The sequence below is a fragment of the Caballeronia fortuita genome (assembly GCF_001544835.2).
GTDB classification, from domain to species: Bacteria; Pseudomonadota; Gammaproteobacteria; order Burkholderiales; family Burkholderiaceae; genus Caballeronia; species Caballeronia fortuita.
In genome coordinates this window covers 80,646-107,371 of record NZ_FCNX02000013.1, presented here as the reverse complement: position 1 = coordinate 107,371, position 26,726 = coordinate 80,646, and the positions used below count along the sequence as shown (strand labels likewise).

Annotated in this window: 31 protein-coding genes and 1 pseudogene; 16 read left to right on the top strand and 16 right to left on the bottom strand. The window is 61.6% G+C overall.

All coding sequences use genetic code 11. The annotated features are described in order from the left end of the window. Positions 1 to 4: 4 nt before the first annotated feature. From AWB77_RS23900 to AWB77_RS23890, 3 genes are all read right to left on the bottom strand, one after another. Positions 5 to 1,141, bottom strand: a complete 1,137-nt coding sequence (locus tag AWB77_RS23900; RefSeq protein WP_082852747.1) for a TAXI family TRAP transporter solute-binding subunit — start codon at positions 1,139 to 1,141, stop codon at positions 5 to 7. 204 nt (positions 1,142 to 1,345) lie between these two features. Next, a complete protein-coding gene (locus tag AWB77_RS23895) occupies positions 1,346 to 3,259 on the bottom strand; it encodes a zinc ribbon domain-containing protein (protein ID WP_061136919.1) in 1,914 nt (637 codons plus the stop codon). A gap of 543 nt (positions 3,260 to 3,802) precedes the next feature. After that, on the bottom strand, positions 3,803 to 5,386 hold the full coding sequence (locus AWB77_RS23890) for an aldehyde dehydrogenase (NADP(+)) (protein WP_061136918.1): 1,584 nt from the start codon (positions 5,384 to 5,386) through the stop codon (positions 3,803 to 3,805). A 148-nt stretch (positions 5,387 to 5,534) separates the two neighbouring features. Between AWB77_RS23890 and AWB77_RS23885 the strand changes: the two genes are divergently transcribed. Further along, on the top strand, positions 5,535 to 6,470 hold the full coding sequence (locus AWB77_RS23885) for a LysR family transcriptional regulator (RefSeq protein WP_061136917.1): 936 nt from the start codon (positions 5,535 to 5,537) through the stop codon (positions 6,468 to 6,470). Between the two features lie 3 nt (positions 6,471 to 6,473). On the opposite strand, the gene tam is transcribed toward AWB77_RS23885, so the two are convergent. Beyond that, entirely contained in the window at positions 6,474 to 7,253 is a 780-nt protein-coding gene (tam, locus tag AWB77_RS23880; RefSeq protein WP_061136916.1) for a trans-aconitate 2-methyltransferase, read from the bottom strand. Positions 7,254 to 7,568: 315 nt separating this feature from the next. Between tam and AWB77_RS23875 the strand changes: the two genes are divergently transcribed. Continuing rightward, positions 7,569 to 8,798 (top strand): sensor histidine kinase, encoded by a 1,230-nt coding sequence (locus tag AWB77_RS23875; protein ID WP_061136915.1) that lies wholly within the window; start codon positions 7,569 to 7,571, stop codon positions 8,796 to 8,798. A 58-nt stretch (positions 8,799 to 8,856) separates the two neighbouring features. Here the strand turns inward: AWB77_RS23875 and ahpF are convergent, their stop codons facing one another. Together ahpF and ahpC are read right to left on the bottom strand one after the other, a co-directional pair. After that, the gene (gene ahpF, locus AWB77_RS23870) at positions 8,857 to 10,443 is read right to left on the bottom strand and encodes an alkyl hydroperoxide reductase subunit F (RefSeq protein ID WP_061136914.1); all 1,587 of its coding nucleotides are present in this window, start codon (positions 10,441 to 10,443) and stop codon (positions 8,857 to 8,859) included. A 145-nt stretch (positions 10,444 to 10,588) separates the two neighbouring features. After that, complete coding sequence (ahpC, locus tag AWB77_RS23865) at positions 10,589 to 11,152, bottom strand: alkyl hydroperoxide reductase subunit C (RefSeq protein ID WP_061136913.1); 564 nt, start codon at positions 11,150 to 11,152, stop codon at positions 10,589 to 10,591. Positions 11,153 to 11,368: 216 nt separating this feature from the next. On the opposite strand from ahpC, the gene AWB77_RS23860 reads away from it, so the two are divergent. From AWB77_RS23860 to AWB77_RS23850, 3 genes are all read left to right on the top strand, one after another. After that, positions 11,369 to 12,064, top strand: coding sequence for an NADPH-dependent F420 reductase (locus tag AWB77_RS23860; protein ID WP_061136912.1), 696 nt, complete (start codon positions 11,369 to 11,371; stop codon positions 12,062 to 12,064). A 154-nt stretch (positions 12,065 to 12,218) separates the two neighbouring features. Beyond that, positions 12,219 to 12,887, top strand: coding sequence for a GTP cyclohydrolase II (ribA, locus tag AWB77_RS23855; protein ID WP_061136911.1), 669 nt, complete (start codon positions 12,219 to 12,221; stop codon positions 12,885 to 12,887). A gap of 221 nt (positions 12,888 to 13,108) precedes the next feature. Beyond that, positions 13,109 to 14,371 (top strand): tyrosine-type recombinase/integrase, encoded by a 1,263-nt coding sequence (locus AWB77_RS23850; RefSeq protein WP_061136910.1) that lies wholly within the window; start codon positions 13,109 to 13,111, stop codon positions 14,369 to 14,371. Here AWB77_RS23850 and AWB77_RS23845 read toward each other — a convergent pair. Beyond that, on the bottom strand, positions 14,355 to 14,588 hold the full coding sequence (locus AWB77_RS23845; protein WP_074168957.1) for a helix-turn-helix transcriptional regulator: 234 nt from the start codon (positions 14,586 to 14,588) through the stop codon (positions 14,355 to 14,357). The two genes, AWB77_RS23850 and AWB77_RS23845, sit on opposite strands and share 17 nt — an antisense overlap. Positions 14,589 to 14,633: 45 nt before the next feature. On the opposite strand from AWB77_RS23845, the gene AWB77_RS23840 reads away from it, so the two are divergent. Both AWB77_RS23840 and AWB77_RS23835 read left to right on the top strand, forming a co-directional pair. Further along, complete coding sequence (locus tag AWB77_RS23840; RefSeq protein ID WP_061136908.1) at positions 14,634 to 14,900, top strand: hypothetical protein; 267 nt, start codon at positions 14,634 to 14,636, stop codon at positions 14,898 to 14,900. A 62-nt stretch (positions 14,901 to 14,962) separates the two neighbouring features. Continuing rightward, entirely contained in the window at positions 14,963 to 15,202 is a 240-nt protein-coding gene (locus AWB77_RS23835; protein WP_061136907.1) for a hypothetical protein, read from the top strand. A 109-nt stretch (positions 15,203 to 15,311) separates the two neighbouring features. On the opposite strand, the pseudogene AWB77_RS37575 reads toward AWB77_RS23835, so the two are convergent. Beyond that, a pseudogene (locus tag AWB77_RS37575) lies at positions 15,312 to 15,380 on the bottom strand (DUF4399 domain-containing protein); the annotation flags it as partial. Positions 15,381 to 15,965: 585 nt separating this feature from the next. Between AWB77_RS37575 and AWB77_RS23825 the strand changes: the two are divergent. Next, on the top strand, positions 15,966 to 16,205 hold the full coding sequence (locus AWB77_RS23825; protein ID WP_063936559.1) for a hypothetical protein: 240 nt from the start codon (positions 15,966 to 15,968) through the stop codon (positions 16,203 to 16,205). Positions 16,206 to 16,278: 73 nt separating this feature from the next. Here AWB77_RS23825 and AWB77_RS23820 read toward each other — a convergent pair whose 3' ends face one another. The 8 genes from AWB77_RS23820 to AWB77_RS23785 form a co-directional block, all read right to left on the bottom strand. Further along, positions 16,279 to 17,157 (bottom strand): prohibitin family protein, encoded by an 879-nt coding sequence (locus tag AWB77_RS23820; RefSeq protein ID WP_061136904.1) that lies wholly within the window; start codon positions 17,155 to 17,157, stop codon positions 16,279 to 16,281. Between the two features lie 27 nt (positions 17,158 to 17,184). Continuing rightward, positions 17,185 to 17,388 (bottom strand): hypothetical protein, encoded by a 204-nt coding sequence (locus tag AWB77_RS23815; RefSeq protein ID WP_061136903.1) that lies wholly within the window; start codon positions 17,386 to 17,388, stop codon positions 17,185 to 17,187. Positions 17,389 to 17,493: 105 nt separating this feature from the next. Further along, complete coding sequence (locus AWB77_RS23810) at positions 17,494 to 17,808, bottom strand: S24 family peptidase (RefSeq protein WP_063936555.1); 315 nt, start codon at positions 17,806 to 17,808, stop codon at positions 17,494 to 17,496. Then, positions 17,801 to 18,088 carry a hypothetical protein gene (locus tag AWB77_RS36100; RefSeq protein ID WP_061136901.1) on the bottom strand — a complete coding sequence of 96 codons (288 nt, stop codon included), beginning with the start codon at positions 18,086 to 18,088 and terminating at the stop codon, positions 17,801 to 17,803. The genes AWB77_RS23810 and AWB77_RS36100 overlap by 8 nt, the downstream gene beginning before the upstream one ends. Next, complete coding sequence (locus AWB77_RS23800; protein ID WP_061136900.1) at positions 18,081 to 18,599, bottom strand: hypothetical protein; 519 nt, start codon at positions 18,597 to 18,599, stop codon at positions 18,081 to 18,083. The genes AWB77_RS36100 and AWB77_RS23800 overlap by 8 nt, the downstream gene beginning before the upstream one ends. A 179-nt stretch (positions 18,600 to 18,778) precedes the next feature. Continuing rightward, positions 18,779 to 19,201: a hypothetical protein gene (locus AWB77_RS23795; RefSeq protein ID WP_061136899.1), complete on the bottom strand. Its 423-nt coding sequence runs from the start codon at positions 19,199 to 19,201 to the stop codon at positions 18,779 to 18,781. Between the two features lie 124 nt (positions 19,202 to 19,325). Beyond that, a complete protein-coding gene (locus AWB77_RS23790; RefSeq protein WP_061136898.1) occupies positions 19,326 to 19,736 on the bottom strand; it encodes a FadR/GntR family transcriptional regulator in 411 nt (136 codons plus the stop codon). Positions 19,737 to 20,010: 274 nt separating this feature from the next. Next, positions 20,011 to 20,715: an XRE family transcriptional regulator gene (locus AWB77_RS23785; RefSeq protein ID WP_167354175.1), complete on the bottom strand. Its 705-nt coding sequence runs from the start codon at positions 20,713 to 20,715 to the stop codon at positions 20,011 to 20,013. Between the two features lie 98 nt (positions 20,716 to 20,813). Between AWB77_RS23785 and AWB77_RS23780 the strand changes: the two genes are divergently transcribed. The 8 genes from AWB77_RS23780 to AWB77_RS23745 all read left to right on the top strand — a co-directional run bounded on the left by AWB77_RS23780 (position 20,814) and on the right by AWB77_RS23745 (position 26,721). Further along, a complete protein-coding gene (locus AWB77_RS23780; RefSeq protein WP_061136896.1) occupies positions 20,814 to 21,062 on the top strand; it encodes a helix-turn-helix domain-containing protein in 249 nt (82 codons plus the stop codon). Further along, entirely contained in the window at positions 21,059 to 21,970 is a 912-nt protein-coding gene (locus AWB77_RS23775) for a hypothetical protein (RefSeq protein ID WP_061136895.1), read from the top strand. Before AWB77_RS23780 ends, AWB77_RS23775 begins: the two co-directional genes overlap by 4 nt. After that, entirely contained in the window at positions 21,963 to 23,501 is a 1,539-nt protein-coding gene (locus AWB77_RS23770) for a DEAD/DEAH box helicase (RefSeq protein ID WP_061136894.1), read from the top strand. The genes AWB77_RS23775 and AWB77_RS23770 overlap by 8 nt, the downstream gene beginning before the upstream one ends. Further along, positions 23,491 to 24,321: a primase/helicase family protein gene (locus AWB77_RS23765; protein ID WP_061136893.1), complete on the top strand. Its 831-nt coding sequence runs from the start codon at positions 23,491 to 23,493 to the stop codon at positions 24,319 to 24,321. Before AWB77_RS23770 ends, AWB77_RS23765 begins: the two co-directional genes overlap by 11 nt. A gap of 371 nt (positions 24,322 to 24,692) precedes the next feature. Then, positions 24,693 to 24,881, top strand: a complete 189-nt coding sequence (locus tag AWB77_RS37520) for a DUF5710 domain-containing protein (RefSeq protein WP_374728712.1) — start codon at positions 24,693 to 24,695, stop codon at positions 24,879 to 24,881. Between the two features lie 23 nt (positions 24,882 to 24,904). After that, entirely contained in the window at positions 24,905 to 25,144 is a 240-nt protein-coding gene (locus AWB77_RS23760) for a hypothetical protein (RefSeq protein WP_061136892.1), read from the top strand. 584 nt (positions 25,145 to 25,728) lie between these two features. Further along, on the top strand, positions 25,729 to 26,394 hold the full coding sequence (locus tag AWB77_RS23750; protein ID WP_061136890.1) for a hypothetical protein: 666 nt from the start codon (positions 25,729 to 25,731) through the stop codon (positions 26,392 to 26,394). A gap of 60 nt (positions 26,395 to 26,454) precedes the next feature. After that, positions 26,455 to 26,721: a BrnT family toxin gene (locus tag AWB77_RS23745; RefSeq protein WP_061136889.1), complete on the top strand. Its 267-nt coding sequence runs from the start codon at positions 26,455 to 26,457 to the stop codon at positions 26,719 to 26,721. The last annotated feature ends 5 nt before the right edge of the window (positions 26,722 to 26,726 follow it).

Genomic DNA, 26,726 nt, shown 5'->3' with positions numbered 1-26,726 from the left:
CGCATCACTGATCGCACAGCAGCAGCAGCTTTTCCTGCGCGGAGCACGACGCTTTCTTCGGCTTCTGCGAGGCGGCGTCATCGCGCGTCGCGACCTTGCGCGCCGGATTTTGCGACTGCTCGGCCGCCGCCGTGCGCTGCGCGATGCACGCGCGCAAGTGCTTCTCCATCGGCGGATAGTACTTCCAGCCCTTCGTGAGCGGCGGCAATTCCAGATGCACCTGCTTCCACTTCGGATGGCCGTTCGCCTGGAGCGTGTCGAAGTTGGAGCACAGCGAATCGGCGAACTTCGACAGCGCGCCCACCGTCCCGCGCAAGCCGTAATCGTAGGTCACGAGAAACGCCTTCACGGTGAGCGTCGGCGTGTCTTCCTGAATCCAGTTCGGATAACTGGTCGTGCGGATCGTCGCCGGGAAGTACGTCTGCTTCGCGCGCGCGGTTTCCTGCGCGTTCGCATCGAGACGCAGCAGCTTGATCTGCTTCAGCAGTTCGGGGTTCATGTCCTGAAAGAGCTTCGCCGGCTGGCCCGCGACGATCACCGCCACGTCGATCTTGCCGACGATCAGCCGCGCGAGCGAATCTTCGTTGTTCAGATGCTGCTCGTTGGCATCGGCGATCGGCTCGCCGAACATCAGCCGATACAACGTCTCCGCCGATTGCGCCGTGCCGCTGCCGATCGGCCCGACGCTGATGTTCTTGCCCTTGATCTCGTGGATGTACTTCATCGGCGAATCCGCGCGCGTGACGAAGTAAATTTCCTCATCGTAGAGCGGCATGATGAGGCGCAGCGGCTTGATGATCTTGCCCGCATCGGCATTGCCCGACGTCGCCATGTCCATATAAGCCTGATACACGTCCGACTGCACCAGCGCGAACTTCACGCCAGGCTCGTAGCGCATGCGCTGCACGTTTTCCGCCGATCCCTTCGACGGCAGCACCTCCAGCTCGATGCCCGCCGGCTCGGCCACGTACTTCGACAAGTCCTGACCGATCTGGATATACGTGCCGCGTTCCTGGCCCGTCGTGATCTTGTAAGGAACGGGATCGGCGGCGAAGCTCGATCCCGCGCCGCACAGCCCGGCGATGGCGAGAAGCGTCAGCGCGCCCCGTGCGGCGTTGCGCATGCATTTCGTGGTGAACATGATCGACCCTTGGTCTGAGTTGGACGGGTGCTTTTTGAAACTCACGCGATGCGGGAATCGTCCGCGTCGCGCGTAATCTGCTCGTGCGCGCTCACTCGCATGCGGCTCGACGCGTGGATGCGTGGCGCGTGCTTGCGGTGCGTCGGTGTTGTGTCTCCGCGTGTTCTTGTAATGTCGTCTTCTAGTGTGTTCTTGTGCTTTTTCTTAGCGCGACGGCGGCTTCGAAGCCGCATCGCCGCCGCTCCAGCCGTATTGCTTGATGGCGCGTTCGAGTTCTTCGGATTTGTCGGAGTCGAGATGCGAGCCCGCCGGCATGTTGGCGAACTGCGGCGACGCGCCGGCGCCGGCGGTCGCCTGTGTGCCGCGCGCCGCCGTGCCGGTCTGCGCGACGGGCTGGGCGAGCGCTTGCGCGACAGCCGCGGGCGGACGCGGCACGGCTGCCTGCATTGTCGCCGTCGATGGCGGCGATGCGCTGCTGCTCTGGCTGCCGTTGGCCGATGGCGGCGGCCGCGGCGCGGATGCACGCGTGCCCGGCGCCGACGGCTTCGGCGGATCTTCGCCGAGGTAATATGCGCCGCGCGGATTGGCCGAGCGGGTGGGCTGCTGCTGCGGCTCGTCGCCGAGATAGTAGGGCGTGCGCGGATTCGCAGCGCGTGCGCTGGCGGCGGCCGACGGCTGCGCGTCTTCGTCGCCGAGGTAGTACGGTGCGCGCGCCGTCTGTGCGGCGGGCGCGGCTTGCGCCGGTGCTTGCGCTGTCGCTTGCGCCGGTGTTTGCGTCGTTGACGGCGTCGCCGGCGCGGGCTTAGTCATCGTCGTGGCGACGGCCGGGGCCGCTGGCGGCTGGAGCGTCGTCGCGGTGATCGCGGCGGTCGCCGCCTGACCACGCGCGATTTTGTCGGCACGCGATTCGTACGCGAGATCGTCGTCGCTCTGACGCGCGGCAACCGCGCTGCGCTGCGTCACGCGACGATCCTGAGCGGATCTCTGCGCAAGAGCGTTCTGCCGCGAAGCCGCCGCCGCTGCAACGTTTGCCTGAGCGGACGTTTGAGCGGACGCCGTGGCATTGCCCGTGTCCGGCCCGTTCGCCACGGCCGCCGCCGGCCCCGTGCCCGGCACCTTCTTCGCGAGCGCCGCGGCCGCGCTCGGCGCGAGCCATCCCGCGTGCGAGATCACGCGTTCGAGCATGACTTGCGATTCGATATTGCTGCCGTCGAGCGCCAGCGCCTCGCCGGCGTTCTGCTGCACGCAGGCCCACGCCGACGTGCGTTCGCACGCGCGCGCGAGTTGCAGCGCGGCCTCGCGTTGCGCTTCGCGCTTCACGAGCTCGTCCTTCAGGCTTTCGTATTCGGCGCGCGTCTGTTGCTGCGCCGGCAGCACCTTGAGGCGCGCGCGGGCCGTGGCGAGATCGTGCTGGTCCAGCGCGATGCGCGCGTCCTGCAGCGCATTGCCCGTCGAGGCGGCGCGGGGATCGGCGGGTGCGCGCCGCTCGACGACCGCCGGCGGGGTGCCCGCTTCGGGCGCATCGATCGCGCCGCGCACGAGCGCGCCGACCTTCGCATCGATCACGCCCGAGACGCTGTGAGCGGCGGATGGGATGCCGCCGCTGCCATCGGAATCGCCGAGCTGATAGTAGAACGTCGCGCCGATCAGCAGCGCGAGCCCGCACGCGCCCGCGATCACGGTCTTTTTCGTGCTCCAGCGCTCGGAGGGCAGGGCGTCGGGATCGTTGCTGGATTCGGCGTAGGCGTTGCGCGCGGATTCCTCTGCCCGCCGCGCGCGATATTCCGCCGCCTTCTGCGCGATGCGCTCGCTCGCGCGCTCGGTCCAGCGCGAACGCATACCGGGCTCGACGCGCTCGGCGCCATCGGGACCCATAAAAGTGGAAGAGCCGGAAGAACCGGACGCCGATGCAGCCGCCGATGCGAGCGGCGCGGACGTTGCTTCCTCGAAAACATTCGCGCGCGGCTTGGCCGACGCGGTTTCGCGCGTCTGGCCGAATGCGGCGCGGCGGTCGGCGCCGCAATTGGGGCAACTGTCGGCGTTTTTGCGCACCGTGCTGCCGCACCGCTGGCAGACGACGGAGAACATGGATGCGGGAAACGTCAGACGCGTGGTCATGCTGGAGCCCTCGAAGGACGTGTGCGTGAGGTTGCCAAATTCGCGTGGCCGCCAATGCGCGCCGAGTCGTCGCGCCTGTACGCGGGAGCGCCGTTTCCGCGGCAGCAATCCTTCGTATTCTGTCCCGCGCGGCGTGCGCCAGCGGGAAAAACGACATTCCGACTATGGTTCAACCACCATCGGACGTCAATTGCCTTTCGCACCTACTCGGGGCCGCCGCGCCAAGCGACTGCAACTCGCTCCTCTCGCTCACGATATTTCTGACATTTTGGGATCGCAGCGGCGGTTTTGAACCGCCAATCCTTAGCCCTTAACCGACAAGGCCGCGCGATCGCCGGATAACCCACTGATGTCAAAGCGATTCGGGCGCGTAATGAAGCGTTGTTCCCGCCCCACGCCGGGCGCCCGGGCGCGCGGCAGAGCCGGCGAATGCTGTTGAATATCGATAAGGCTTCCGAAACGTTTATCGAAATGGAAGCGTGAAAATGCGAAGGCCGCGGCGCTCGTTTCGCGCCGCGGCCTTCGCTGGCCTTGCGGACAGTCTTACTCGGCCAGTTGCAGCTTGCCGTCGATACGACGGTTCAGGCCGAGCGGATTGCCGGTCTTGAGCGCGTCGGGCAACAGTGCGTCGGGCAGGTCCTGATAGCTCACCGGACGCAGGAAACGGTTGATCGCGAGACTACCGACCGAGGTCGAGCGGCCGTCCGCCGTCGACGGGAACGGGCCGCCGTGAACCATTGCGTGACCGACTTCCACGCCCGTGCCGAAACCGTTCACCAGCAGACGGCCGGTGCGCCGCTCGAGCGCGGGCAGGACGCGCTTCGCATCGGCGTAATCGGCTTCGTCGATATGCAGCGCCGACGTCAACTGACCTTCCAGCGATTCGACGAGCGCGATCATGGTGTCGAAGTCCGGGCAGCGCACGACGAGCGACGACGCGCCGAAAATTTCTTCCTGCAGCTCGTGGCTCTTGCGGAACGCGTCGGCAGTGGTGACGAACAGCGCCGACTGGCCCTGATTGTCGCCCTTCGGCTCGACGCCGCGCGCAGCGGTCGTCACGTCCGCGTGTTCGGCGGCGCGCGACACGGCGCCCTGGTACGCCTTACAGATGCCCGGCGTGAGCATCGTCTGCGCGGCGGTTTCCTGCAAGGCAGCCGATGCCGCCGCGATGAACTTGTCGAGATCGGGACCGTCGACGGCGAGCAGCAGGCCGGGATTCGTGCAGAACTGGCCCGCGCCGAGCACGAGCGAGCCGACAAACGCCTTCGCGATGCCTTCCGCGCGGTTCTTGAGCGCGTTCGGGAACAGCAGGACCGGGTTGATGCTGCTCATTTCCGCATAGACGGGAATCGGTTCGGTGCGCGCGGCTGCGATCTTCATCAGCGCCGTGCCGCCGCCGCGCGAGCCGGTGAACCCCGCCGCCTTGATGCGGTTGTCGGCCACGAGTCCCTGGCCGACGTCGCGGCCGCTGTCGAACAGCAGCGAGAACGTGCCTTCCGGCATGCCGCAATCCTTCACGGCCTTCTGCACCGCGCGGCCGACGAGTTCCGCCGTGCCCGGATGCGCCGAGTGCGCCTTGACGATGACCGGGCAGCCCGCGGCGAGCGCCGACGCCGTGTCGCCGCCCGCGACGGAGAACGCGAGCGGGAAGTTGCTCGCGCCGAACACGGCGACCGGACCGACGCCGATATGGCGCAGGCGCAGATCGACGCGCGGCAGCGGCTTGCGCTCGGGCTGAGCCGGATCGATGCGCACGCCGAGGAAATCGCCGTTGCGCACGACATCGGCGAACATGCGCAACTGGCCGACCGTGCGGCCGCGCTCGCCTTCCAGACGCGCGCGCGGCAGACCGCTTTCTATCATGCAGCGTTCGATCAGATCGTCGCCGATATCGAGGATGTTCTGCGCGATGGTTTCGAGGAACTTCGCGCGCGCTTCCGGCGCGGTTTCGCGATAGATGTCGAACGCGCTCCACGCGAGCGCGCAGGCGCGGTCGAGATCGGCGAGCGTCGCGCCGCCGAAGGCCGGTTCGATGGCCGCGCCGGTCGACGCGTTGACGGCCTTGATCGAGCCGTTCGAGCCGAAAACCGATTCCTGACCGATGAGCAGGTTGCCAGTGAGTTGCATGTTGTCTCGTCCTTGCTTGGAGTGATCCGCGGCAATGCTCGCACCAGTTGTACGATGACTGCCCCGTGCCCGACTATACGACCTCGCGCGTGCGCCTGTATAGTGAAACCTTTCCATCGCTTGATCGCTTTTTGGAATCACCCTCGTCATGAAGAACACGCTCGACGTGCTCATGTCGCGGCTGCGCATGAAGCAGCTGCAATTGCTGATCGCGCTCGACGACCACAAATCGCTGCACAAGGCGTCGAGCGCAATGGCGATGACGCAATCCGCCGCGAGCAAGGCGCTCGCCGAACTCGAATCCATGCTGGAAGCGCCGCTTTTCGAGCGCGCGAAAACCGGGCTGATCCCGAATCCGTTCGGCCGCTGCGTGGTGCGCTACGCGCGCGTCTTGGCCGCCGATCTGAACGCGCTTTGTCAGGAAGTCGCGCAGATTCGCGCGGGCACGGGCGGGCGGCTGACGGTCGGCACGATCATGGGCGCGGTGCCGGACGTCGTCGCGCCGATCGTCAACGAAATGCACGCGAAGCATCCGGATCTGGCCATCGAAGTCGTGGAGGACACGAGCGCGCGCCTCTTGCCGATGCTCGACGACGGCCGCGTCGATCTCGTCGTCGGCCGGTCGAGCGTGTCGGATCAGCCGTCGAAATATCACTATCAGCCGCTCGCGGACGAGCCGCTTTGCATCGTCGTGGGTCATGGTCACGAGCGCACGGGCGAGCCCGAAGTGGGTTTCGCCGACCTCGCGCGGTACCGCTGGGTCACCTATCCGAGCTTCATGCCGATGAGCGCGCTGCTCGAACGCGAACTCGATCTCGCCGGCCTGCCGATGCCCGCCAATCCAATTTCCACCGCGTCGCCGCTGATGACGGTAACGTTGCTGCAGCAAAGCCCGCAACTCGTCTCGATTCTGCCGGCGAGCGTCGCGAAGGTGTTCGAGCGTCACGGCATGCTGCGCATTCTGCCGGTGCGCATGAAGTCGAAATCGCAGACGTACGGCATCGTCACGCGCACGGGCGGCGAGTTGTCGCCGGCGGCGCGGCAGTTCGCGCAGATGTTGCGCGAAGGCAGCCGCGCGCATTGAACGTCAGCGTGTCGCGACGATGAAAAGGCGCGGGAAGGGCAGCAGCACGCTGCCGTCGTCGAAAACGGTATAGGCGGTTTTCAGCCCGGCGCGATAGCGGTCGAGAAACGCGGCCGCTTCTTTCTCGTCGAGTTTCGCGAGGAACGGCCGCAGCGCCGTGCCCTTGAACCATTCGACGATCGCATCGACGCCGCCTTCCAGCGGATGATGGTAAGTCGTGCGCCATACGTCGACGGACGTGCAAAGCGGCTTGAGCAGCGCGTAATACCATTGCGCCGGGTGGCGCTCCGTGCGCTCCGCGCCTTTGAGCTTGTCGCGCCACGGGCCGTCGGCGGCGGCTTCGCGCATCAGGCGATGCGCAGGCTCATCGAGATTATCGGGCATCTGCACGGCAAGCCGCCCGCCCGCCGAGAGCTTGCCGACGAGCGCCGGAAAGAGCGTCTCGTGGTCGGGCACCCACTGCAGCGCCGCGTTCGCGAGAATCAGATCGCACGGTTCTTTGGCTTCCCACGCGGAAATATCGGCGAGTTCGAATTCGACTTGCGGCAGGCGCTTCTTCGCCGCGTCGATCATGTCGCCGGAATTGTCGATGCCGGTCACGCGCGCGTGCGGCGCGTACGCGATCAGCGTTTGCGTCGAGTTGCCGGGCCCGCAGCCGAGATCGACGGCCGTGCGCGCGGTTTCTCCCTGCGCCGCGCTCAGCAGATCGCGAACAGGGCGCGTGCGCTGCGCCTCGAAGAGCGTGTATTGGCTGGCTTGCCAGTCGGCCGATGTCGTGGTCATGTCGGATTTGCCTGGCGTGCGTTGTTGATGACATGCGCGATTCTGAACCGGCGCGCGCCCGGCGTAAAACCGGATCGCGCAAAGATGTTCGAAGTTTGAAGAGAACGCTGAATCGTGCGAGCGCGCGAAGCTGCGGGCAAAGTCTCGGAAAGTTGGAAAGAACACTCGGATATGACGCTTTCGTGCGGGCATCGCGCCTATACTGGCGAAGCATTCGCGGTCGGCTCCGGACGGCATCGGACATTGCTTTCGACTGCAAACCACGATCACCATGCGCGCCGCCCACCGGCGCCTTCAGCAATCGGGAACTCGCAGATGAGCGACACGTCGGTCGGCGGCTTGAAGGGTCTCGTGGCCGCGCTGCGCGCGCAGCAACACGCACTGACCGAGCGATGGATGAAGCTCGTGTTCGGCGATCAGGAAGTCGAACATTCCGACCAGCTCACGTATCGGCAGCTCGCCGACCATCTGCCGAGTATCTTCGAGGAAATCTGCGTCGTGCTGGAATCGCGCAATCTGCGCGACCAGGAAGGCGCGATCGAGCGCGACGCGCGTCAGCACGGGCAATGGCGCTGGCAGCAGGGTTATCGTGTCGATGAACTCGTGCGCGAGCTCGATCTGTTCCGGCAGGTACTGCTGCTCGCGATCGGCGAATACGCGGGCACGCATGACGACTTCCCGCGCGCGGACGAAGAGCGCGCGCGCCTGATGACCGACGAAGTCGTGAGCTTCGTCACGCTCGCGTCGATTCGCGAGGCGATCGGCGAGCGGGACAGGAAGATCGACGAATACACCGGTATGCTGGAACGCGCGAATTACGAACTGACGCTGCGGCAGAAACTCATCAGCGATCTTTACGAGACGCGCATGCAGGTGACGCGGCGCGTCGCGCACGATCTGCGCAACTTCCTCAACGTTTTCTCGACCGCGCTGCAACTCGCCGGCCGCTCGCCCGCGAAGCGCGAGACGGCGCTCGGGCTCGCCAACCGTCAGGTGGCCGACATGGCGACGCTCGTCGACGAAATGGTCGAATATTCGAAAGTGCTCGGCGACGATTCCGCGCCGAGCGTCGAACCGTTCGATCTCGTCGGCCTCTTCGACGAACTGATGCAGGCGTGCCGAGTCGCGACCGAGGCGAAAGGGCTGAAGCTCGTCGGCCAGCTCGATCCGGCGCTCGACATGGTGACGTCGAACCGGCTGAAGGTGAAGCAGGTCGCGCTGAATCTGCTGTCGAACGCGATCAAGTACACGTCGTCGGGCGAGATTCTGCTGTCGATTTCCGAAGTGCCCGGCGAGCGCTGGAAACTGCTCGTCGCCGATACGGGGGTGGGCATCGGCACGGCGGATCAGGAGCGCGTCTTCGAAGAATTCGAGCGCGCCGCCGATGACGACATCCCCGGCGCGGGGCTCGGGCTTGCCATCGTCAAGGAATTGTCGCGCACGCTGGAAGGCGACTTGCGCTTCCAGTCGTCGAAAGGGCACGGCAGCGTGTTCGAAGTCACCTTCCCGACGGTGCTCGTGCCGAAAGCGGCGGACGGCCCATAAAAAAAGGCGAACGGGTCGCCCCGTTCGCCTTCCGGTCTTTACGACATCCGAGCGATGCTCAGGCTGCCGCTTCTTCTTCGACCACTGCTTCGTCTTCCACCGACGCGCGGATCAGATGATCGAACGCCGAGAGCGCCGCCTTCGCGCCTTCGCCGACCGCGATCACGATCTGCTTGTAGGGGACGGTCGTCACGTCGCCGGCGGCGAACACGCCCGGCACCGAAGTCGCGCCCTTCGCGTCGACCACGATTTCGCCGTGCTTCGACAGTTCCACCGCGCCCTTCAGCCATTCGGTGTTCGGCACGAGGCCGATCTGCACGAACACGCCTTCCAGTTCGACGTGATGGCTCGCGCCCGTTGCACGGTCCGTGTACGTGATGCCGTTGACCTTCTTGCCGTCGCCGGTGACTTCCGTCGTCTGCGCCTCGGTGACGATCGTCACGTTCGACAGGCTGCGCAGCTTCTTCTGCAGCACGGCGTCGGCGCGCAGTTCGTTGCCGAACTCGATCAACGTCACCGCCGACACGATGCCCGCGAGGTCGATCGCCGCTTCCACGCCCGAGTTGCCGCCGCCGATCACCGCGACGCGCTTGCCCTTGAAGAGCGGGCCGTCGCAGTGCGGGCAGTACGCCACGCCGCGTCCGCGGTACTCGCGCTCGCCCGGCACGTTGATTTCACGCCAGCGCGCGCCCGTCGACAGAATCACGGTCTTCGCCCGCAGCACCGCGCCGCTCGCGAGATGGATCTCGTTGATACGGCCCGGCACGAGCTTCTCGGCGCGCTGCACGTCCATGATGTCGACTTCGTAGTCGTTCACGTGCTGCTCCAGCGCGACCGCGAACTTCGGTCCTTCGGTCTCCTTGACGGAGACGAAGTTCTCGATGGCCATCGTATCGAGCACCTGACCGCCGAAGCGCTCCGCGACGACGCCCGTCGCGATGCCCTTGCGCGCCGAGTAGATCGCAGCCGCCGCGCCGGCAGGACCGCCGCCGACGATCAGCGTGTCGAATACCGGCTTGTTTTCGAGTTCCTTCGCCGCGCGCGCCGATGCGCCCGTGTCCAGCTTGGCGAGAATTTCCTTCACGCCCATGCGGCCCGAGCCGAAGCTCTCGCCGTTGACGAACATCATCGGAACGGACATGACCTGGCGTTCCTCGACTTCCTTCTGGAACAGCGCGCCGTCGATCGCAACGTGCTTGATACGCGGGTTGATGATCGACATCACGTTCAGCGACTGCACGACTTCCGGGCAGTTCTGGCACGACAGCGAGAAATACGTCTCGAACGCGAAGTCGCCGTCGAGATTCTGGATCTGCTCGATGGTGGCGTCGTCGAGCTTGACCGGATGGCCGCCGGCTTGCAGAAGCGCGAGCACGAGCGAGGTGAATTCGTGACCCATCGGGATGCCGGCGAAGCGGACACCCGCTTCCTTGCCCGCTTCCCCGATGGTGAAGGACGGACGACGCACGCTGGCGTCCTCTTTCTCGACGACGCTGATCTGCGCGGACAGCGAAGCGATCTCGTCGAGCAGGCCTTTCAGCTCACGCGACTTGTCGCCGTCGTCGAGGAAGGCGACGAGTTCGATCGGCCGGGTGACTTTTTCCAGATACGCTTTTAATTGATTCTTGAGGTTGGCGTCGAGCATGGCGATGTCCGTTCCTTGACTTGGGATGTTGCAGACGCGTCGCGCCGCGGCGCTGCGAAAATCGCAGCGCCGGACGGACACGTTTTCTGGGTGAACCTGCCGCTGACTCGCGGCAGATTCGATGCAGCGCTCGCTAGAACGAGGCTTAGATCTTGCCGATCAGGTCGAGCGACGGGGTCAGCGTTTCAGCGCCCGGCGTCCACTTGGCGGGGCACACCTGGCCCGGGTTCTTCGCGATGTACTGAGCAGCCTGAACCTTGCGGAGCAGTTCGCCCGCGTCACGGCCGATGCCGTTGTCGTGCACTTCGCACAGCTTGATCTCGCCTTCCGGGTTGATCACGAACGTGCCGCGCAGCGCCAGGCCTTCTTCTTCGATCAGAACGTCGAAGTTGCGCGAGATGGCGAGCGTCGGGTCGGCGATCATCGGATACTCGATCTTCTGGATCGTGTCCGACGTGTCGTGCCATGCCTTGTGCGTGAAGTGCGTGTCGGTCGAGACCGAGTAGATTTCCACGCCGAGCTTCTTGAATTCTTCGTAACGGTCGGCCAGGTCGCCCAGTTCCGTCGGGCACACAAACGTGAAGTCGGCGGGATAGAACACGAACACCGACCACTTGCCCTTCAGGCTTTCATCGGTGACGGTCACGAACTCGCCATTGTGGTAGGCGGTTGCTTTGAACGGCTTGACTTGACTGTTGATGATGGGCATTTACCAGTTTCCTTTTGGAGTGGTGTTGAAGAAGTAAGTGAACTATACAGTAAAGCTATCGTATCTGCGAAGTGGATTGATTTTATTGTCGGGATAGATCGAGCCTATCACGCCGATATTTCGTGTTTTCCCGCATGAGGCATTGAGATTGCGAGAAGGCGTCACTGGTTCCTTCGATATAGCTTGTTGTTTTCAATCTCATTTCAAGGAGGCGTTATGAAAATCGGAATCATCGGAGCGGGAAATATCGGCTCGGTGCTGGCGCTGCGGTTCGGCGAAAAGGGACACGACGTGCTCATCGCGAATTCGCGCGGGCCGGCATCGCTTGCGGATGTCGAGCGCGAAACCGGCGCGAAGGCCGTCGAGGCGCGCGACGCCGTCGAGGACGCCGACGTGATCGTCGTGACGATTCCCGAGGCCAAGGTGCCGAATCTGCCGAAAGACCTGTTCGCGGGTGTGCCGGCGAGCGTCGTTGTGATCGACACGGGCAACTATTATCCGCAGCAGCGCGACGGCCGTATCGGCGGAATCGAAAGCGGCACGCCGGAAAGCCGCTGGGTCGAGCAGCAGATTGGAAGGCCGGTCGTGAAGGCGTTCAACAATATTTACGCGGATCATCTCAGGAATTTCGGCAAGCCCGCGGGCACGGCGGGGCGCATCGCGCTGCCGGTCGCGGGCGACGACGCGAAAGCGAAGGCCGTCGTGATGAAGCTCGTCGATGAAATCGGTTTCGATCCGGTCGATGCCGGCACGATCGACGATTCCTGGCGCCAGCAGCCCGCGTCGCCGGTCTACACCGCCGATCTCGATGCCGCCGGCGTGCGCGCGGGGCTGCAACAGGCCGATCCGGCGCGCAAGCCCGAGTGGCGCGCGACGGACAAGAGTCCGGGCACGTTCGAACAACCCGCGTAAAAGCGCAAGCCCGTACGGGAAGCGCGGGAAGCGGCGCGCGCCATGAGACAATCTGCAAACTTTCCCGATGGGCTTTACCATGACGCACCGGGCTTGCGTGAACGCGCGCAGTCAGAACAGCAAGGCCCGGCGTCGTGGACTCGCAGATTGATCTATGAAAACCGCTTCTCCCTCGCAGGATGTGCAAACCCCGCAACACGGCTTCGGCGTGTGCGACGAGTGCGCGGACGTTGAACTCGTGGCGACCGCCACCATTCCGACACGCTACGGCACGTTCGATTCCTACGTCTATCGCGTGAAGCACACGGATGTCGAGCACATCGCGTTCGTGATGGGCGACGTGAGCAACGGCGAATCCGTGCTGACGCGCCTGCATTCCGAATGCGTGACGGGCGACGTCTTCGGCTCCTATCGATGCGACTGCGGCGAGCAGCTCGATCTCGCGTTGCGCTATATCGCCGCCGAGAATCGCGGGATTCTGCTGTATCTGCGCGGACATGAAGGGCGCGGTATCGGCCTGGCGAACAAGATTCGCGCATATGCATTGCAGGAGCAGGGGCTCGATACCGTCGATGCCAATCTGCATCTCGGCTTGCCCGACGATGCCCGCGAATACGATTCCGCCGCGGCGATCCTGCGGTCTATGAACGTGAAGTCGGTGCGCCTGATGAGCAACAATCCGTCGAAGTTCGATACCTTGCTCAGACACGATATTCCCGTGTCCGAACGCGTCGCGCTCGCCATCCCGATGCGCGAGGAGAACGAGCGTTACATCAAGACGAAGCAGGCGCGCTTCGGGCATTACTTCGACGAAAACGAATAATCAATAAGTCGAGTATCGACAGTTCCTTTCTGGATAAGCCTCAGCGCCTCCTGACTCCCATGCACAAAGGCTCCAAGCCGGATTTGCAGAAATGTCGGTCAGGTCATACAAGCGCACAACGGATAGCGTTAGATCGATGTTTGGCGTAGCTTTCTGAGATAAGATTCGGAAAAACTACGCCGCTCGATCGTCTTGCGGCGACAAACTTACGCCGAAATCTCATGCGCTTCGATGCTCGTCAAGCCAAGCAAATTCCGCCGGGAGAGCACATCACCATCGATGGATTTCCCGGTCTGCGCCTGCAGGCAACGGAGACTCGCCGTTCGTGGACGTACCGGTATAAGTCCCCAGTCGACGATCGGATGCGCCAAATCAAGTTAGGCGAATGGCCTTCCATGTCCTACGCTGCAGCTATTGCCGAATGGGAAAAGCTACGCTCTGCACGGGATGCAGGCGACGATCCGGCCGCGGCGAAGCGCGTTGCCAAAAACCCGGCTGCCGCTTCATCCGAGTACACCGTGCGAAACCTTTGCGACGACTTCTTGGCGGGCCACATCGAACGCCATCGAAAGCCAAAGGGCGCAGACATCATCCGGCGCATCTTTGCGGGGAAACTGGGCGCGATCGCTCATTTGCCAGCGGCATCGATCACGCGCAAGCAAGCATTCGATCTGCTGGAAAGCTGTTCGTCGACGCCAACGCTCGCCGGCGCGCTGCGCTCCGCGCTCGGCGGCGCGTGGGAATATGCGCTCGATGCGGGCCGGATTCCCGACACGAGCCCCAACTGGTGGCGCTTGGTAATGCGTGGCAGGCTGCGCAGCAAGGGCAAAAAGGTGGACGGCGAGCGTGTGACCGCGAAGCGAGTTTTGTCTGATGCGGAAGTAGGCGAGCTGCTTCGCTGGTTGCCGAATTTCAGTCAGACACTAGACGATGTCTTGACGCTCTATCTCTGGACCGGCACGCGAGGGTCCGAGATCGTTAGCATGGAAGCGGGTGAGCTTTCGGAAGAAAAAGACGGTTTCTGGTGGACGGTGCCGAAGTCCAAGACCAAGAATGCGAACCGGCCGAGTGCGACGGATCTCCGGGTGCCGCTCGTTGGTCGCGCCGAACAGATCGTGCGGCGGCGTCTGCAAGCTGTGAAGACCGGGTTCCTGCTCCCGTCGCAGTCGGCGGCCGGCCACAAAGATCAGAAGCTGATCCAGCAGTCGGTCTATTACCGGCAACCCTACTGCAAGAACGCTCCGCAGGAGCAGCGCACAAGGCTGCCGGTCAGCCACTGGGCACCACACGATCTGCGTCGCACGGTGCGCACGATGCTCGCATCTATGGAATGCCCGCACGAGGTCGCGGAGTCGATCTTAGGACACGTGCTTCCGGGCGTGACCGGCGTCTACAACAGGCACAGCTATGACAAGGAACGCCGCGTGTGGCTCACACGGCTTTCCGAGCGACTTGAGCAACTTGCCATTACGCGGCCCTCGTAATGCCTTTCCGATTGCCGGTGTTCGGCGGCGGCAGGATGTCCGACACCGGGCAAGACTGAGCCCATGCCTCGACCTCTGACGTCAGCCAAGCTACGCGACGTCCCGACAGCATTCGCGGCTTCGGGAATTTATCTTCTCGCACTAGCCGCTTCACACTTGCCTCCGAAAGCGACACTGCCTCGGCGACGGCCTGCAGATCCAGATAGATAGGTTTCATGCTTGCTGCCATCTTTTCCCCGTCCGATATGCGCGGCTCACGCGCATGAATTCTTCGATTTGCTGGTACATTTCCCTGCCTAAAGTCCTGTCCGTTGCTGCCGATAACGCGGGCATGAACAAAAATGAAGCCCAAACTCTCATCGACTCCATCGACGCCGCTGCGGTCGCAATCGTCACTGCCAAGTTTGGCTACTATGACGATCTAGATCGCGAGCACGGCGACGTCTACTGCACGGCGACGGTCGCACTGCTGGCCGAGCACGATCCGAACTTGCGTCTGCCGGACCTTTGGAGACTCGTTGGTCTCTGAGGCTTGGCACCATCCGCGCATGGCTCTGATACGATAGGTTCCTACCTCCGGAGACATGTTTTATGTCCAAACCGCATCCGCTTAAAGCTGTTTCTCTTATCGACCTCGAAGGCGCACTGGCTAAGACGATTGGGGAGTTGACTGGCCGCCGCGTTACTGTCGACGTGAATGAGTTCATCACCGATCCTGATGCTACGTGGATGAATACCGCGACGTCGAGCATCGCAATGACCGTCTCTTTTCCAGGCCCGAGCAGTGATCTTTTGAATTTGCTCGAGGGAAAAAGCGACGACGCTTCCTGAGTCACCCATCGATTCTCTCCTTGGCAATAGCGGCGTCGACTGCGACTGTGATGTCTCGGCCGCCACGAAACTGGCCGCCGACATCGAACACAACGACGCTCTTGCCGTCGGTGAGCGTGTGATCGCCGGGCGGCAGTTTCACATCGGTTTCGACCTGGCGCTTGCCGAAGTGCAGCGACGTGGCGAGAGCTTCATCCAAATACAAACCGCGCAAACCCGTCGAACCTGGCACGTACGATGCGAAACCATTACGGACACGGACTGGAGGCGAGCGTGGACGTACACGATCTACTTGTGTTGGTGATCGCGGCGGAAAGGGGCCTGCGAGAGCAATCTTGGAATGAAAACGACGCGATTCGAACTGTCTCTCATTTGATTGATCAGGCGTCGCTTGCTCTAGACGCCACAGAACCTGTAGCGCGGGAACTGCTCCTAGCTCGCGCCAAGTCGCAGGCGGGAAAACCTTTACACGCGTTAATCCGGCTTGAGTCGACGCTTCGGGATCAGATAAGCCACGAATAGGCTCAAACAGTTGGATCGCGAGAATTGCAGCATGACGTCGTTGTAATACTCGACGCCGCTCGGCTTCGGGCTCGAGAGCTTCCTGTACACCGACGTACTTCCCGTCTTGTGACCGCGCGCGGTCGTCGAAACTGTCGGATCTTTTGAACACGCAGGTTTTGCCCATCCGAAACTCCTATTACGTTTCACGTGTGCGTTTGGGCACATAAAGTTTCTGAAGCAAATGCCGAAAATCCAAGTTATGAAAAATCAAGAACAACAACGACTAATGGAAGACGAGCAGCTTTTTGGAGAAGCTCGGGCAATGGCTGAAAGCATCGAAGCCATCCGGCGCGCACGCGGAAAGAAAAATCCGCGCGACGTTGATTTTGGTACGCCTGAGTGGAAGGACACCTGCATGGCATTCGCTCGCGATTTGCGTTGGGCGTTAGGCATTGGCGACGACGATCTCACTGAGGTTCCTAGATCGGGCGACAATTGACGCCAACCGTGCGAATACAGCCCAGGTTGCGCGACGTCGCGTGGGAAGCGACGGCCGACCTTTTTCAGATCAGCTACTTGGAGACGTTCAGGAAGGGCATCGGGGTTCCAGTGCCCATGTAAGTTGGCATGCGGCCGTCCCACTTGTTGATTGCTTGAAGCTGGAGATACTCGGCGCCGCCATTCGTCTTTACGGCCTGAGCTTGAATCGCGATGGATTCCGCCTCGCCGCGAGCCTTTGCGATCTGCTGATCAGCCTCGAACTTCACTCGCGCGAGCTCGCGCTCGGCCTGCTCTGCTCGTTGGCTCGCCGTCACCTTTGCCTCGATCGCCTGATCGAAAGCAGCGCTGAATTTGAAGTTGGTGATGTTGATGTCTTGGATCAGGAAACCGTAACCCTTGAGCTTCGTAACGAGGCCGGCGAGGATGTCACTCGACACTTGCTGTCGCTTGGTCACAAGTTCCTCGGCTGTATATCGCGCTGCGACAGACTTGAACACTTCGAACATCGCTGGCTGGACGTACGACGCCTCGTATTCAAGCGACGGCGCCATCGAGTAAAGCGCGCGCACCTTCGCCGGGTCGACCCGGTAGTTCATCGTCAGGTCAGTGTGGACCGACTGAAGATCCTTCGATGCTGCTTGCGCGCTTTGCACCTTCGCCACGTCGAGTCCGATGAATACCTCGTGAACTCGCGATACGGGATTGACCAGGTGAGGACCTTCGCCGAGCGTGTCTTCCTCTACGTGTCCGAAGGTGGTTACGATGCCCACGTGCGACTGCGACACTTGCGTGAAGCAGGACAGCAGTCCGCCCGAAACGGCGATCACTGCGAAGCTGACTATGCTGTAACGATATTGGGGCTGTCGATCCTTTCGCAGATGCGCGGACCCGATTGCCGAAAGTGCTGCTGCCAGGCATGCAAGAAAGATGATGAAGACGATCTGAGCCATGTTGTTCTCGTTCGAAAGGTAGTGGTGTTATGCGTTTTTGTCCGTGTCGACGTTGAAGTACTGCCGTCGAAGGGCTTCGTCGCACAAGGCGACGACTGCTTCCGGGGTCACGATCTGCGCGAAAAGCGCGTGCGCACGGAACTTGAATTGATCCGGACACGCGGGATCGATCTTCATTGCTTGTGCTGCACTGGCGGCGCGCTTGATGTGTTCAATCTGCTCGCGGGTCATGTCACGCATCCTTCAGGTCAAAGAACCGGATGAGGAACGACAGCTCGCTGTCGCCGAGCACATTCCTGCACCACAGCCACACGAAAAACCGTTTGAGTGCCGTTCTCACGCCGCCTCCTGCTGCGCCGCGATCTCGTCAAAAAAGGATGCCCGGCACCGGGCGATGATCGGATGGCATGCTTCTACGTCCTCGCTTCGCAAGGTGCTGGCGGCGGCGGGCGAGTAGGAGCGCAGCCGGTACTTTTCGCCATCGAAGGACACCAGTGATCGCACGATCGTTTGGCCGTTCGTGAGGCTGATCACGACATCGTCGTCGGGCTGAGCTGCGTCTTCGACGTCGTAGATAATGACCTCATTGATCTTGATCCGCGGATGCATATCGCGCGATTCGACGCAAAGCGCCATGTAGCGGTCAGGCATGAGTAGGCTCCTTGGACTTCGAAGCCGGAGCAGACTCTGCCGCTGCATCACACATACTCTGGCGGATGCAATCCGCAGTGTTCGACCAGTCGCCGGCGACGTAACGGCCCAACGCCGCCAGCTTCTTGATCTGATTCATCTGCGCGCGCGGGTGTTCTGCCGGGAGGTTCTCCGTCGCCATCTCGATCGCACGGAACATCCCTTCGAGTTGGTCGAAAACGGCGCTAAGCGAGTCGACGTCTTCGGCCGAGCTCACAAGAACTTTTTTCAGGTCAGACACGGCAGACCTCCTCGACCGACTCCTTGACGGCCCTAAGCGTCTGGTCAGCGTTGTCAAACGCAGAGCCTTGTACTGCGGTGTTTCCGACCTCCGACCTGATGTTGTCGAGCGCGTGCTGCATGCCTTTGATCGAACTCAGGACTTTTTCGGCCGCGCGCGCCCGGCTCTGACGGCGCTCGGCGAGATCAGCGAATTCCTCGATCTTGTGCATCGACAAGTCCGCAAGCGCCTGAATAGCCGAGTGGAGGCCGCCAGTCAGATATGCGGAAAGCGGCTCTCGTCCTTGATCCTTACTCGTCGCGTCGTTTGTGAGGATCTGTGTGATGGCTGAGATCCCGCTGAGCGCGACGAAGACTGAGTTCATTGTGTGAGCTGGTACCCTTTCGTCGAGCGCCAAACTCTTTTGGTCGATCCGCGCATAGATCTCGTTGTATTGGTTCGGCACCTCATACTCAGAATCGGCCGCCCGTTTGCCATCGCTAGCAAGTTGTGTAAAATCTGTCCCGATCATGTCTTAATCCTCGTTGTGCGACGCGCCTCGGCTGCCACCGGTGGCGCGTCAATCTCAAAAAAAGCGAAGCCTCCGGCCCCCTCAAAAAATTCAAGTACTCAACATCGAAGGTACGAGCGCTCTCCCTCAGTAGTAGTACTGAGTATTTGTAACGCGTTAGTTACAGGACTAGTTCGTTGTTATGCCGGGCTACTTACCCAATCGGCCGTCGACTCGGCATGGTCATGCGAGTGCAGCTCAATCGCCAAATCGCTGAGGATGCAGCCGATGTCTTCGGGCGAGTCGTGCTCGCTCAATTCGTTCAAGCTGTGCAGGATGTCCTGGCTGTAGGCTGACGCGTCCAAGATCGCGGCCACGACCGAAACACTGGCGGGCGAGCCACTCGACGAATAGTTGGAAATACCAATGTTCAGCACGGCCCGGTCGCGAGCTTGCGCCAAGCTGGCGGCAATCTCCTTTGCTCCGTCGAGCATCGCCTTAGACGAGGGTTTGTCGGCGTTCACGATCTCAAACAACGCCAGCCCTGACTTATGGATTTCTGCGGCGAGATTTGCAGCGCAGCCGCTCTCGTCGTAGTTGGTTCTCGGAACTGGGAACTTCATGTTGATGCTCCTTGATGCATTCTGCGTTGACTTAAATCTAACAGACAAAAGGGTAGTTGTAGAACCTGGCCGAATGAACGAGGGTGATCAGCGGCGTCTGCGCTGTCTCGGCAAACGTTCCAAGCTATGCCTGTCGGGACTTCGCACGGAATGACGCGACCACCGCTTCAGCCACAGGCGCGCGATGTTGCATCACCAGTTCCCGCGCGAGGGAAACCGTACCGTTGATGACGTCCTCTGATTTCTCGCCGGCGCGAACGCGCCACGAAACTACGTCGGCATTTACGGTGTGCCACTCTGCCGAGGCGTTCACCGTTGTCCCGGTCTTCGGACGAACCGTGATGACGTTCAAGAGCTCAAGCTTGCTGAGTGCCTCGCGTAGCACGGTCCGACTAACACGGAACCGCTTTGAGATCTCGTCCTGGGTCGGGATTCGGCCGCCTGCACCGGTAGCAATGACGATTTCAATCAGACCATCGAGGGTTTTGGCAACTAACGAATGTGGTCGTGCGACGGCAGGCTTATGCGTGTGCATGTCTAGTCTCAGTTTCGTGGATCAACGCCCAATGGGCACACGGATCTCGCGAGACATGCTCTCAATCCACGCCGCATGGCGGGCCTCTCTTACTTGGCCGAACCGAGCGCAAACGCCGAGGAAGAAACTGGCTATGAGCCAGACACCAAGGACGAGAAGCAGCGTGGAGGACATTCAGGTCTCACTTGAGTTACCGTAAGACCATAGTAGTGTGCTATTTATTGTGTGTCAAATAGATTTGTATTTTTCTTTCCGATTCCGCGCGCGGTAGTCGTCAGACGGCGAAGCCGGGTCCAGCGCGATAGAGGTACTGTCCGACGATCTTGAGACCATCCAAGTGTTCGGCGGCAATGATCTTGTCGGGATAGCGCGGGTTTAGGGAGTGCAGCCGAAGAGCGCCTCCGGCCTCCTTAAATACCTGTTTTACGAGAGCCTCGCCTTCAAAGGTCATCGCGAAGATCTTCGATTCGCGCGGCTCGACACGGCCGGTATCGATCACTATCTGATCGTGATCGAACAGGAACGGCTCCATGCTGCTATCGCTCTTGATTGTCAGCACCTTGCATCGCGCCGGATCAGCGCCGTGCGATGCGAAGAACGGCAGCGGTAGTCGCAGCACGCGCTTCTCGAGGCGGTTCCAGTGGATAGAGCCATCGTCCGCGTCGAACTGGTACTCGAAGCCGTCAATCCAGATGTGTTCCGGATCATTCAGCTCGGCGAGTGCTGCTGCGTTCTCGGTGGCGGCCAGACGCGCGGCGAACTTGTAGCTCGGCTGATAGTCGCTCGTTCCCGAGACGAGGGACTCGACGGTCGTATTAAGAGCCTTGGCGATCGCCGGCAGTTTCGTAGTTGCGTTGCTACGTCCCGTCTCTAAATGGCCGATAGTCCCTTGCGTGACCCCGGATTTCTTGGCCAGGTCACTCTGGGACATGTTCAGCGCGAGGCGCGCAAGTTTGATCTTTTCGGCGAGAGTAGTCATGTAATGGATTTTGCTACTAAAAATAACTAGAGTGGTATTGAACCACGAATAGATTTCTATTATGATGACCAACATTCAATCAGTGTGTGACGGATCACATGGACGCGAAAGAGTTGGTCACAGCACTCCGCGGGTTTGGCCTGACGCAGCGGGAAATTGGGGAATCTTGCGATCTCTCGCAGGGGGCGATTAGCCACATCGAGACCGGACGGATAAAGTCCGTCCTCGTCGAGAACTACAAGAAGCTCGAGGCCTTCTACTTGGCCGAGACGAAGAAGAGGACCCGTGCTGTCCGGAAGCAGAGACAGCGGGCGCTCGAATCGGTCGGGACGCGGGGTGCCGAATGAGCGAATTCAAGCGCCATCCGCTTTCCGCGGCATTTCCCACTTTCGCACAGGAGGATCTCGCTGCATTGGCGGAGGACATTCGCCAGTTTGGCCAGCGCGAATCCGGCCTCATGCTCGACGGCATGGTGCTCGACGGATGGAACCGTTACTGCGCCTGTCAGCTCGCTGGCATTGAATTCAACTGGATCGAGTTCGACGACGAGCATCCGGACGTTGATCCGGTTGCGTTCGTGCTTTCGAAAAACCTCCATCGGCGGCACCTGACGGCCTCCCAGCGCGCGGCCGCCGTCGTCGCGTGCGCGCAATGGGCACCGGCCGGAAATCCCAACCTCGCACCGGGTGCGAGGTTGATGACGAACTCCGAACTGGCTCGCGAAGCAGACGTCAGCCCCCGAACCATCAGTCACGCGAAAGCTGCGCACGAGGCTGGTCTTGGCGACGCCGTGATCGCCGGCGCGATTACGCTAAAGCAGGCCGATGCGCAGATTAAGGCGGCGCGCAAGCCGGCCGAGGTTGGGCAGGCCATCGACGGCGAAGAGGGTTCGGATGGGGCGCCGGCAGTTCAGCCGTTTTCGTTGCCGCACAGCGATGAGCAGTCCTCACCGCGTCTGCCGCGAAAAGAAGATGCATCGCTGGCGGAAGCTCAGTCCATCATTTCGGACCTTCGCGAGCAATTGGCCGACGTCAGCCAGGCGGCGCGCGACTTGGAGCTCGAATTGGACGCCTATCGATCGGGCGAGACGGGCGAGGGCGAGAAAAAGCTGATCGAAGCGAACAAGCGCATTGCGAAGCTCGAAGCGGAATGCCGCCGGCTCGAAACTATCCGCGATGATTGGATGAACAAGCACGCCGAAGCGCTGAAGGAAATCAAGCGCCTCAAACGCCAGTTGGAGCGCGGACATGCCTGAAGAAATCAAGCTCCGTCCGTATCAGTTGGCATCGATCGAAGGTCTTCGCGTCGGCGCGCGCGACGGGCACCGCGCGCAGGTGTTGATGGCGCCGACTGGCGCAGGCAAGACGGTGATCGGTGCGCATCTGTCGCAAGAGGTCGATCGCAAAGGTCGGCGCGCCGCGTTCATTGTCGATCGTATCAATCTCGTCGACCAAACCAGCGCACTGTTCGATCGGTACGGCATTGCGCATGGCGTGGTGCAAGGGGGCCATTGGCGAAATCGCGCCTACGAGCGCATCCAGATCTGTTCCGCACAGACCATCGAGAAACGCGGTTTCTTTCCGGAACTCGACCTCCTTATCGTTGACGAGTGCCACGCCACCCGGAAGGCGACCGCGCAGCTTATCCAGAACCGGCCCGATCTTCGGGTTATCGGTCTGAGCGCTACGCCATTCTCCAAAGGGATGGCTGAGCTTTACACGAACTTGGTCAACGTCTGCACGACCAACGAACTGATCGAAGAGGGTTTCCTCGTACCACTGCAGACGTACGCGGCGCGCGCCATCGACATGACGGGCGCGAAAGTCGTGGCAGGCGAATGGTCCGACAAGGAAATCGAGCAGCGCGGCATGGCGATCGTCGGCGACGTCGTCTCCGAGTGGATCGACAAAACCAACCTTCATTTTGGCGGCCCGGTCAAAACGATCGTCTTCAGCGCGACGGTCGAGCACGGGCATGAACTCTGTCGCCAATTCAATGAGCACGGCTACAACTTCCAGCAGATCAGCTATCTGGATGGCAGCGACGACGAGCGGCGCGCCATCATCGACGAATTCCGCAAGCCGGACAGCACTATCACTGGCCTTGTGTCTTGCGAGGTGTTCACGAAGGGTTTCGACGTACCGGACATTCTGTGCGGCATTGGCGCGCGTCCGTATCGCAAAAGCCTTTCGAGCCACATACAGCAACTCGGGCGCGTGATGCGGCCGTCTGAGGGAAAGACGTTCGGTCTCTGGCTCGATCACTGCGGCAATGTGATGCGCTTCGGAGCTGACACTCAGCGCATCTTCGCTGAAGGCCTGAACCGCCTCGACGACGGCGCGCTTGACGCGAAAGTGCGGGCCGAGCCGACCGAGAAGGAAAAGAAGGAGATCGTCTGCTCCTGCGGATTCGTGCTGCCGCCGGCATGCACGGCGTGCCCGGCCTGTGGGAAAGAGCGCGAGCGTCGATCGATGGTCGAGAACGTCGCGGGCGTCATGGAGGCGGTCGGCGATGTGTCGGCCGCGCGCGCGAAGGTCCCTGAGTATCTCCGCGACCGCACATCGGTATGGCGTCAACTCTGCTGCTTGGCGATCGAGCGTCGGCCGAAGGATCAAGAGGCGGCGCGCAAGTTCGCACTTGCCCAGTTTCGAAACCTCTACGGCTGTTGGCCCAAAGGCGAGTTCTCGACCGTGGATCTCGAAGCGCCGTCGCGTGAACTGAAGGGAAAGGTTCAGTCACTGCTTATTCGTCGCGCGCATCAGGCGGGGAGGTCGAATGCAGTTTGACGATTTCGCCCGTGTGCACGGCCTGCTTATTCGTGACGTCGTGTATGACGGTAAGCCGCACCGCGTGCCTACTGAAGATCATCCGCGTAAGCGCAACGGCGCGTATATGTGCGACGGCCGCTCGGGCTGGGTTCAGAACTGGGCCGTCCATGAGCGTGCCATCGCCTGGCGCCCGGAACGTGTCGATGCTCGACCGATGGAGTTGCCCAAGCGCGATCGCGCTGCTGAAGCGCGCGACGGAGAGCGGCGGCGCGCTCGCGCACGCTCGGAGGCTGCGGAGATCGTCCGGCGCTGTGAATACACATCTCACGATTACCTGACACGCAAGGGCTTTCCTAACGAGCGCGGCCTTGTCGACACCGACGGGCGGCTGGTCATTCCGATGCGTTCGGCTGCCGATTACTCGACGATCAACAGCGTCCAATGGATTGCTGAGGATGGCTCCAAGAAGTTTCTGCCCGGAGGCATTGCCAAGGGCGCAATCTTCACGATGGGCGTAGGGCGCGAGCATTGGCTCGTCGAAGGGTTTGCCACGGGCCTGAGCGTCCGCGAGGCGCTTCGATCGCTGCATCGGCCGGCTCGAGTCGTTGTTTGCTTTTCCGCAGGAAACCTCAAGCACGTCTCTTCGCTGATAGCTGGCCGTCGCTTCGTAGTCGCAGACAACGATGAAAGCGACACAGGGCGGCGCGCTGCTGAGGCGACGGGCCTGCCGTGGGGAATGCCCTCGATGGTAGGGCAGGACGCCAACGACATGCACAGAGCTTCTGGATTGGGATCGGTTGTAACGATGTTGCGAGGGGTGATTCGCGGCGACAAGTAGTAGGCGGCGGGCCGCGAATAGGCAGAGCGGAATAGAAGAAAGCCGATGGGGGGCCACTAACCCAGCCCTGAATAACTGGTGTCGCGCCAGCTCAATAAACGATGTCGAACAGTGGGGATGTACCCCTGGAACCGATGGATGGCCACCGCACACGGGCGCGGCAGTCGGTTTAGACGAGATATACCCACCGCGACGAGGCTCAAGAGTTTTTGAGAGCCGCGCTACGGGTGTGGTTCTTTGGAAGTGGCCACGCAGGGGTTATGCCTTCGTGAGGCAGGTGCAGTAAGGAAAAGCGTTCCGGCGTATGTGGCTCTGTTCTGTGTATGCGGGAACTGTGCGAGACAGAAATTTTTCCGTGAAGGGCGAAAAACATGATCGTGTGGCTAAACGTTCCGTTCTCTCAGAAGGACGATGCGAGGCGTAAGGGTGCGAGGTGGTCTGCAGCGCACAAGCGATGGTTCGTCGAAAACGTCGAAGACCTTGAGCCTTTCATTGGGTGGATTGATGATCGCCTCAAGCGTCCGGCCGCGTCGAAGGCGCCGCCGAGGGCCGCGCGATGAATTGCAGGCGAGGTGACCTTGCAGTGATCGTGCGAGCCGCGGCCAAGGGCGACGAGGCGTATCGCAAGTACACGAAGCGCTTGATCGGCAAAGTAGTGACCGTGACGAAGTGGGAGATGCAGGGAACTGAGGTTTGCTGGACGATTCGCAGCCCTTTCTGGATGCGCATCGACGGCGAAAAGACCCGCGTCACGGGCATTCACGACAGTCTTCTGCAACCGATCCGAGGATCGGCGGCGCGCGAAGCGGAGTTGCAAGGATGATCACCGGCCGGACGCGGTATCGACTCGGATGGCGCGGAAAGGTCGTGCTGCAGGTGCAATGCTGGGCGCGACAGTGGACGGCCGGCCGCTGGCCTGGCGCCGCTCCGTGGGCCGAGCGGTGGCGCGATGCCACTTTTCGCGACGTTCTCGACATTCCCGAGGGGCGCGTGACGCCGGAGCGACCGCCGGTCCAGCGAGCTCCACGACCGCCGCGAGGCGACGAATGAGGCGCTTCGAGTTCTTTGATCCGGCGATCGTCTTGGAGCGCAAGCAGGACGAAACGTGTCTTGGCTGCGCAGCGCTGCAACTCTCTCGTTGGGGCGGCGCGCGGAAATATGTGTGCAGCAATGGCTTTCAGAAAGCGTCGACGGAATGGTCGGCGATGCGCAGATGCAGGAAGTATGAGCCGGAGGCTGCATGAAGACCCCGCACACGAGCTGCGCTCGCGGGACGCGAGTCCGCGTAGTTCTCCGCACTGGCGACGTGATCGTAGCGAAGTTCATAGAGCGAACCGGCAAGTTCGTTTTGTTGGAAGGGCATCGGCTTCGAGGCGCCGATTTGAAATCTTTCGGGATCTATAAAAAATGAATGGAATCTTTGACTCTGTCGAGCAGGCGCTGCACGTTTCTTTTCTGGTGACGTCGATGCCGGCCCGTCAGCGGAACACCTTCCGCATGGCGCTGATTCAGATTTTGGAGTCGGTCGGTATCCTGAGCGATCGCCAAGAATCCTTCCTCGCCTATCTGCGCGGAGAAAAAAGCGGCAGCGTCGATTTCTCGGGCCTGTCCGCCGACGAAGTGCGCGCCCAGTGCGCGATGGTTGTGGCCACCGTCGCTGACCAACTTCCCGAGAATGAACGCAACGCGCTGTGGATTCGATTTGCGCGCGGAATCCCGGCGCGGCCGAAGAGCGCCACGGTCGCTGCCGATTGCGGCGTGCCGCCGTCGAAGGAGTGGAAGCGCGGCGTGTTCGGCGTCGCCAATGAAATGCGCACCACGCTCACAATCTCGAATCGTGATGCGATCGTCGCGCTCATCGCCGCGCATGCATTCCCACACCAGCGCGAGAGGGAATTCTCGTACGCGAACCTCTCGAAAGAATTCGGTATCCCGGTTCGAACGCTGGAGCGCGCGGCGTTCACGATCAGGAAGCGGCTTCGGGTGCTCGAGCATCAGGCGATCGACCGCCTGCACCTGCTCTTCGAACGCGACGGGTTGGTGAGCACAGAAGAGTGTTGCGAAACAGCATAATCGCTCGTAGCTACAAAAAATAGCTTGCGCAATCCAATAACCGTAGCTACAATTATCTACATGGACATCACATACGACCCGACCAAAGACGAAGCGAACGTTGCCAAGCATGGCGTCTCGCTCGGGCTCGCCGGTCGCCTTAACTGGTCCGAAGTGTTGGCCTATGTTGATGATCGCCACGACTACAAGGAAGTGCGCGAAGTCGGTTTCGGCATCATCGACGAGCGCCTTTACTGCGTGGTGTTCACGCAGCGTGGCGATAGCATGCACATCATCAGCATGCGTAAGGCAAACAAGCGCGAGGTGAAAGACTATGAGCAAGCCTAAGATCA

Coding starts and splice junctions, on each gene's coding strand:
- AWB77_RS23900 (WP_082852747.1), bottom strand. CDS start 1,141: ATGTTCACCACGAAATGCATGCGCAACGCCGCACGGGGCGCGCTGACG.
- AWB77_RS23895 (WP_061136919.1), bottom strand. CDS start 3,259: ATGACCACGCGTCTGACGTTTCCCGCATCCATGTTCTCCGTCGTCTGC.
- AWB77_RS23890 (WP_061136918.1), bottom strand. CDS start 5,386: ATGCAACTCACTGGCAACCTGCTCATCGGTCAGGAATCGGTTTTCGGC.
- AWB77_RS23885 (WP_061136917.1), top strand. CDS start 5,535: ATGAAGAACACGCTCGACGTGCTCATGTCGCGGCTGCGCATGAAGCAG.
- tam (WP_061136916.1), bottom strand. CDS start 7,253: ATGACCACGACATCGGCCGACTGGCAAGCCAGCCAATACACGCTCTTC.
- AWB77_RS23875 (WP_061136915.1), top strand. CDS start 7,569: ATGAGCGACACGTCGGTCGGCGGCTTGAAGGGTCTCGTGGCCGCGCTG.
- ahpF (WP_061136914.1), bottom strand. CDS start 10,443: ATGCTCGACGCCAACCTCAAGAATCAATTAAAAGCGTATCTGGAAAAA.
- ahpC (WP_061136913.1), bottom strand. CDS start 11,152: ATGCCCATCATCAACAGTCAAGTCAAGCCGTTCAAAGCAACCGCCTAC.
- AWB77_RS23860 (WP_061136912.1), top strand. CDS start 11,369: ATGAAAATCGGAATCATCGGAGCGGGAAATATCGGCTCGGTGCTGGCG.
- ribA (WP_061136911.1), top strand. CDS start 12,219: ATGAAAACCGCTTCTCCCTCGCAGGATGTGCAAACCCCGCAACACGGC.
- AWB77_RS23850 (WP_061136910.1), top strand. CDS start 13,109: ATGCGCTTCGATGCTCGTCAAGCCAAGCAAATTCCGCCGGGAGAGCAC.
- AWB77_RS23845 (WP_074168957.1), bottom strand. CDS start 14,588: ATGAAACCTATCTATCTGGATCTGCAGGCCGTCGCCGAGGCAGTGTCG.
- AWB77_RS23840 (WP_061136908.1), top strand. CDS start 14,634: ATGAATTCTTCGATTTGCTGGTACATTTCCCTGCCTAAAGTCCTGTCC.
- AWB77_RS23835 (WP_061136907.1), top strand. CDS start 14,963: ATGTCCAAACCGCATCCGCTTAAAGCTGTTTCTCTTATCGACCTCGAA.
- AWB77_RS23825 (WP_063936559.1), top strand. CDS start 15,966: ATGAAAAATCAAGAACAACAACGACTAATGGAAGACGAGCAGCTTTTT.
- AWB77_RS23820 (WP_061136904.1), bottom strand. CDS start 17,157: ATGGCTCAGATCGTCTTCATCATCTTTCTTGCATGCCTGGCAGCAGCA.
- AWB77_RS23815 (WP_061136903.1), bottom strand. CDS start 17,388: ATGACCCGCGAGCAGATTGAACACATCAAGCGCGCCGCCAGTGCAGCA.
- AWB77_RS23810 (WP_063936555.1), bottom strand. CDS start 17,808: ATGCCTGACCGCTACATGGCGCTTTGCGTCGAATCGCGCGATATGCAT.
- AWB77_RS23800 (WP_061136900.1), bottom strand. CDS start 18,599: ATGATCGGGACAGATTTTACACAACTTGCTAGCGATGGCAAACGGGCG.
- AWB77_RS23795 (WP_061136899.1), bottom strand. CDS start 19,201: ATGAAGTTCCCAGTTCCGAGAACCAACTACGACGAGAGCGGCTGCGCT.
- AWB77_RS23790 (WP_061136898.1), bottom strand. CDS start 19,736: ATGCACACGCATAAGCCTGCCGTCGCACGACCACATTCGTTAGTTGCC.
- AWB77_RS23785 (WP_167354175.1), bottom strand. CDS start 20,715: ATGACTACTCTCGCCGAAAAGATCAAACTTGCGCGCCTCGCGCTGAAC.
- AWB77_RS23780 (WP_061136896.1), top strand. CDS start 20,814: ATGGACGCGAAAGAGTTGGTCACAGCACTCCGCGGGTTTGGCCTGACG.
- AWB77_RS23775 (WP_061136895.1), top strand. CDS start 21,059: ATGAGCGAATTCAAGCGCCATCCGCTTTCCGCGGCATTTCCCACTTTC.
- AWB77_RS23770 (WP_061136894.1), top strand. CDS start 21,963: ATGCCTGAAGAAATCAAGCTCCGTCCGTATCAGTTGGCATCGATCGAA.
- AWB77_RS23765 (WP_061136893.1), top strand. CDS start 23,491: ATGCAGTTTGACGATTTCGCCCGTGTGCACGGCCTGCTTATTCGTGAC.
- AWB77_RS37520 (WP_374728712.1), top strand. CDS start 24,693: ATGATCGTGTGGCTAAACGTTCCGTTCTCTCAGAAGGACGATGCGAGG.
- AWB77_RS23750 (WP_061136890.1), top strand. CDS start 25,729: ATGAATGGAATCTTTGACTCTGTCGAGCAGGCGCTGCACGTTTCTTTT.
- AWB77_RS23745 (WP_061136889.1), top strand. CDS start 26,455: ATGGACATCACATACGACCCGACCAAAGACGAAGCGAACGTTGCCAAG.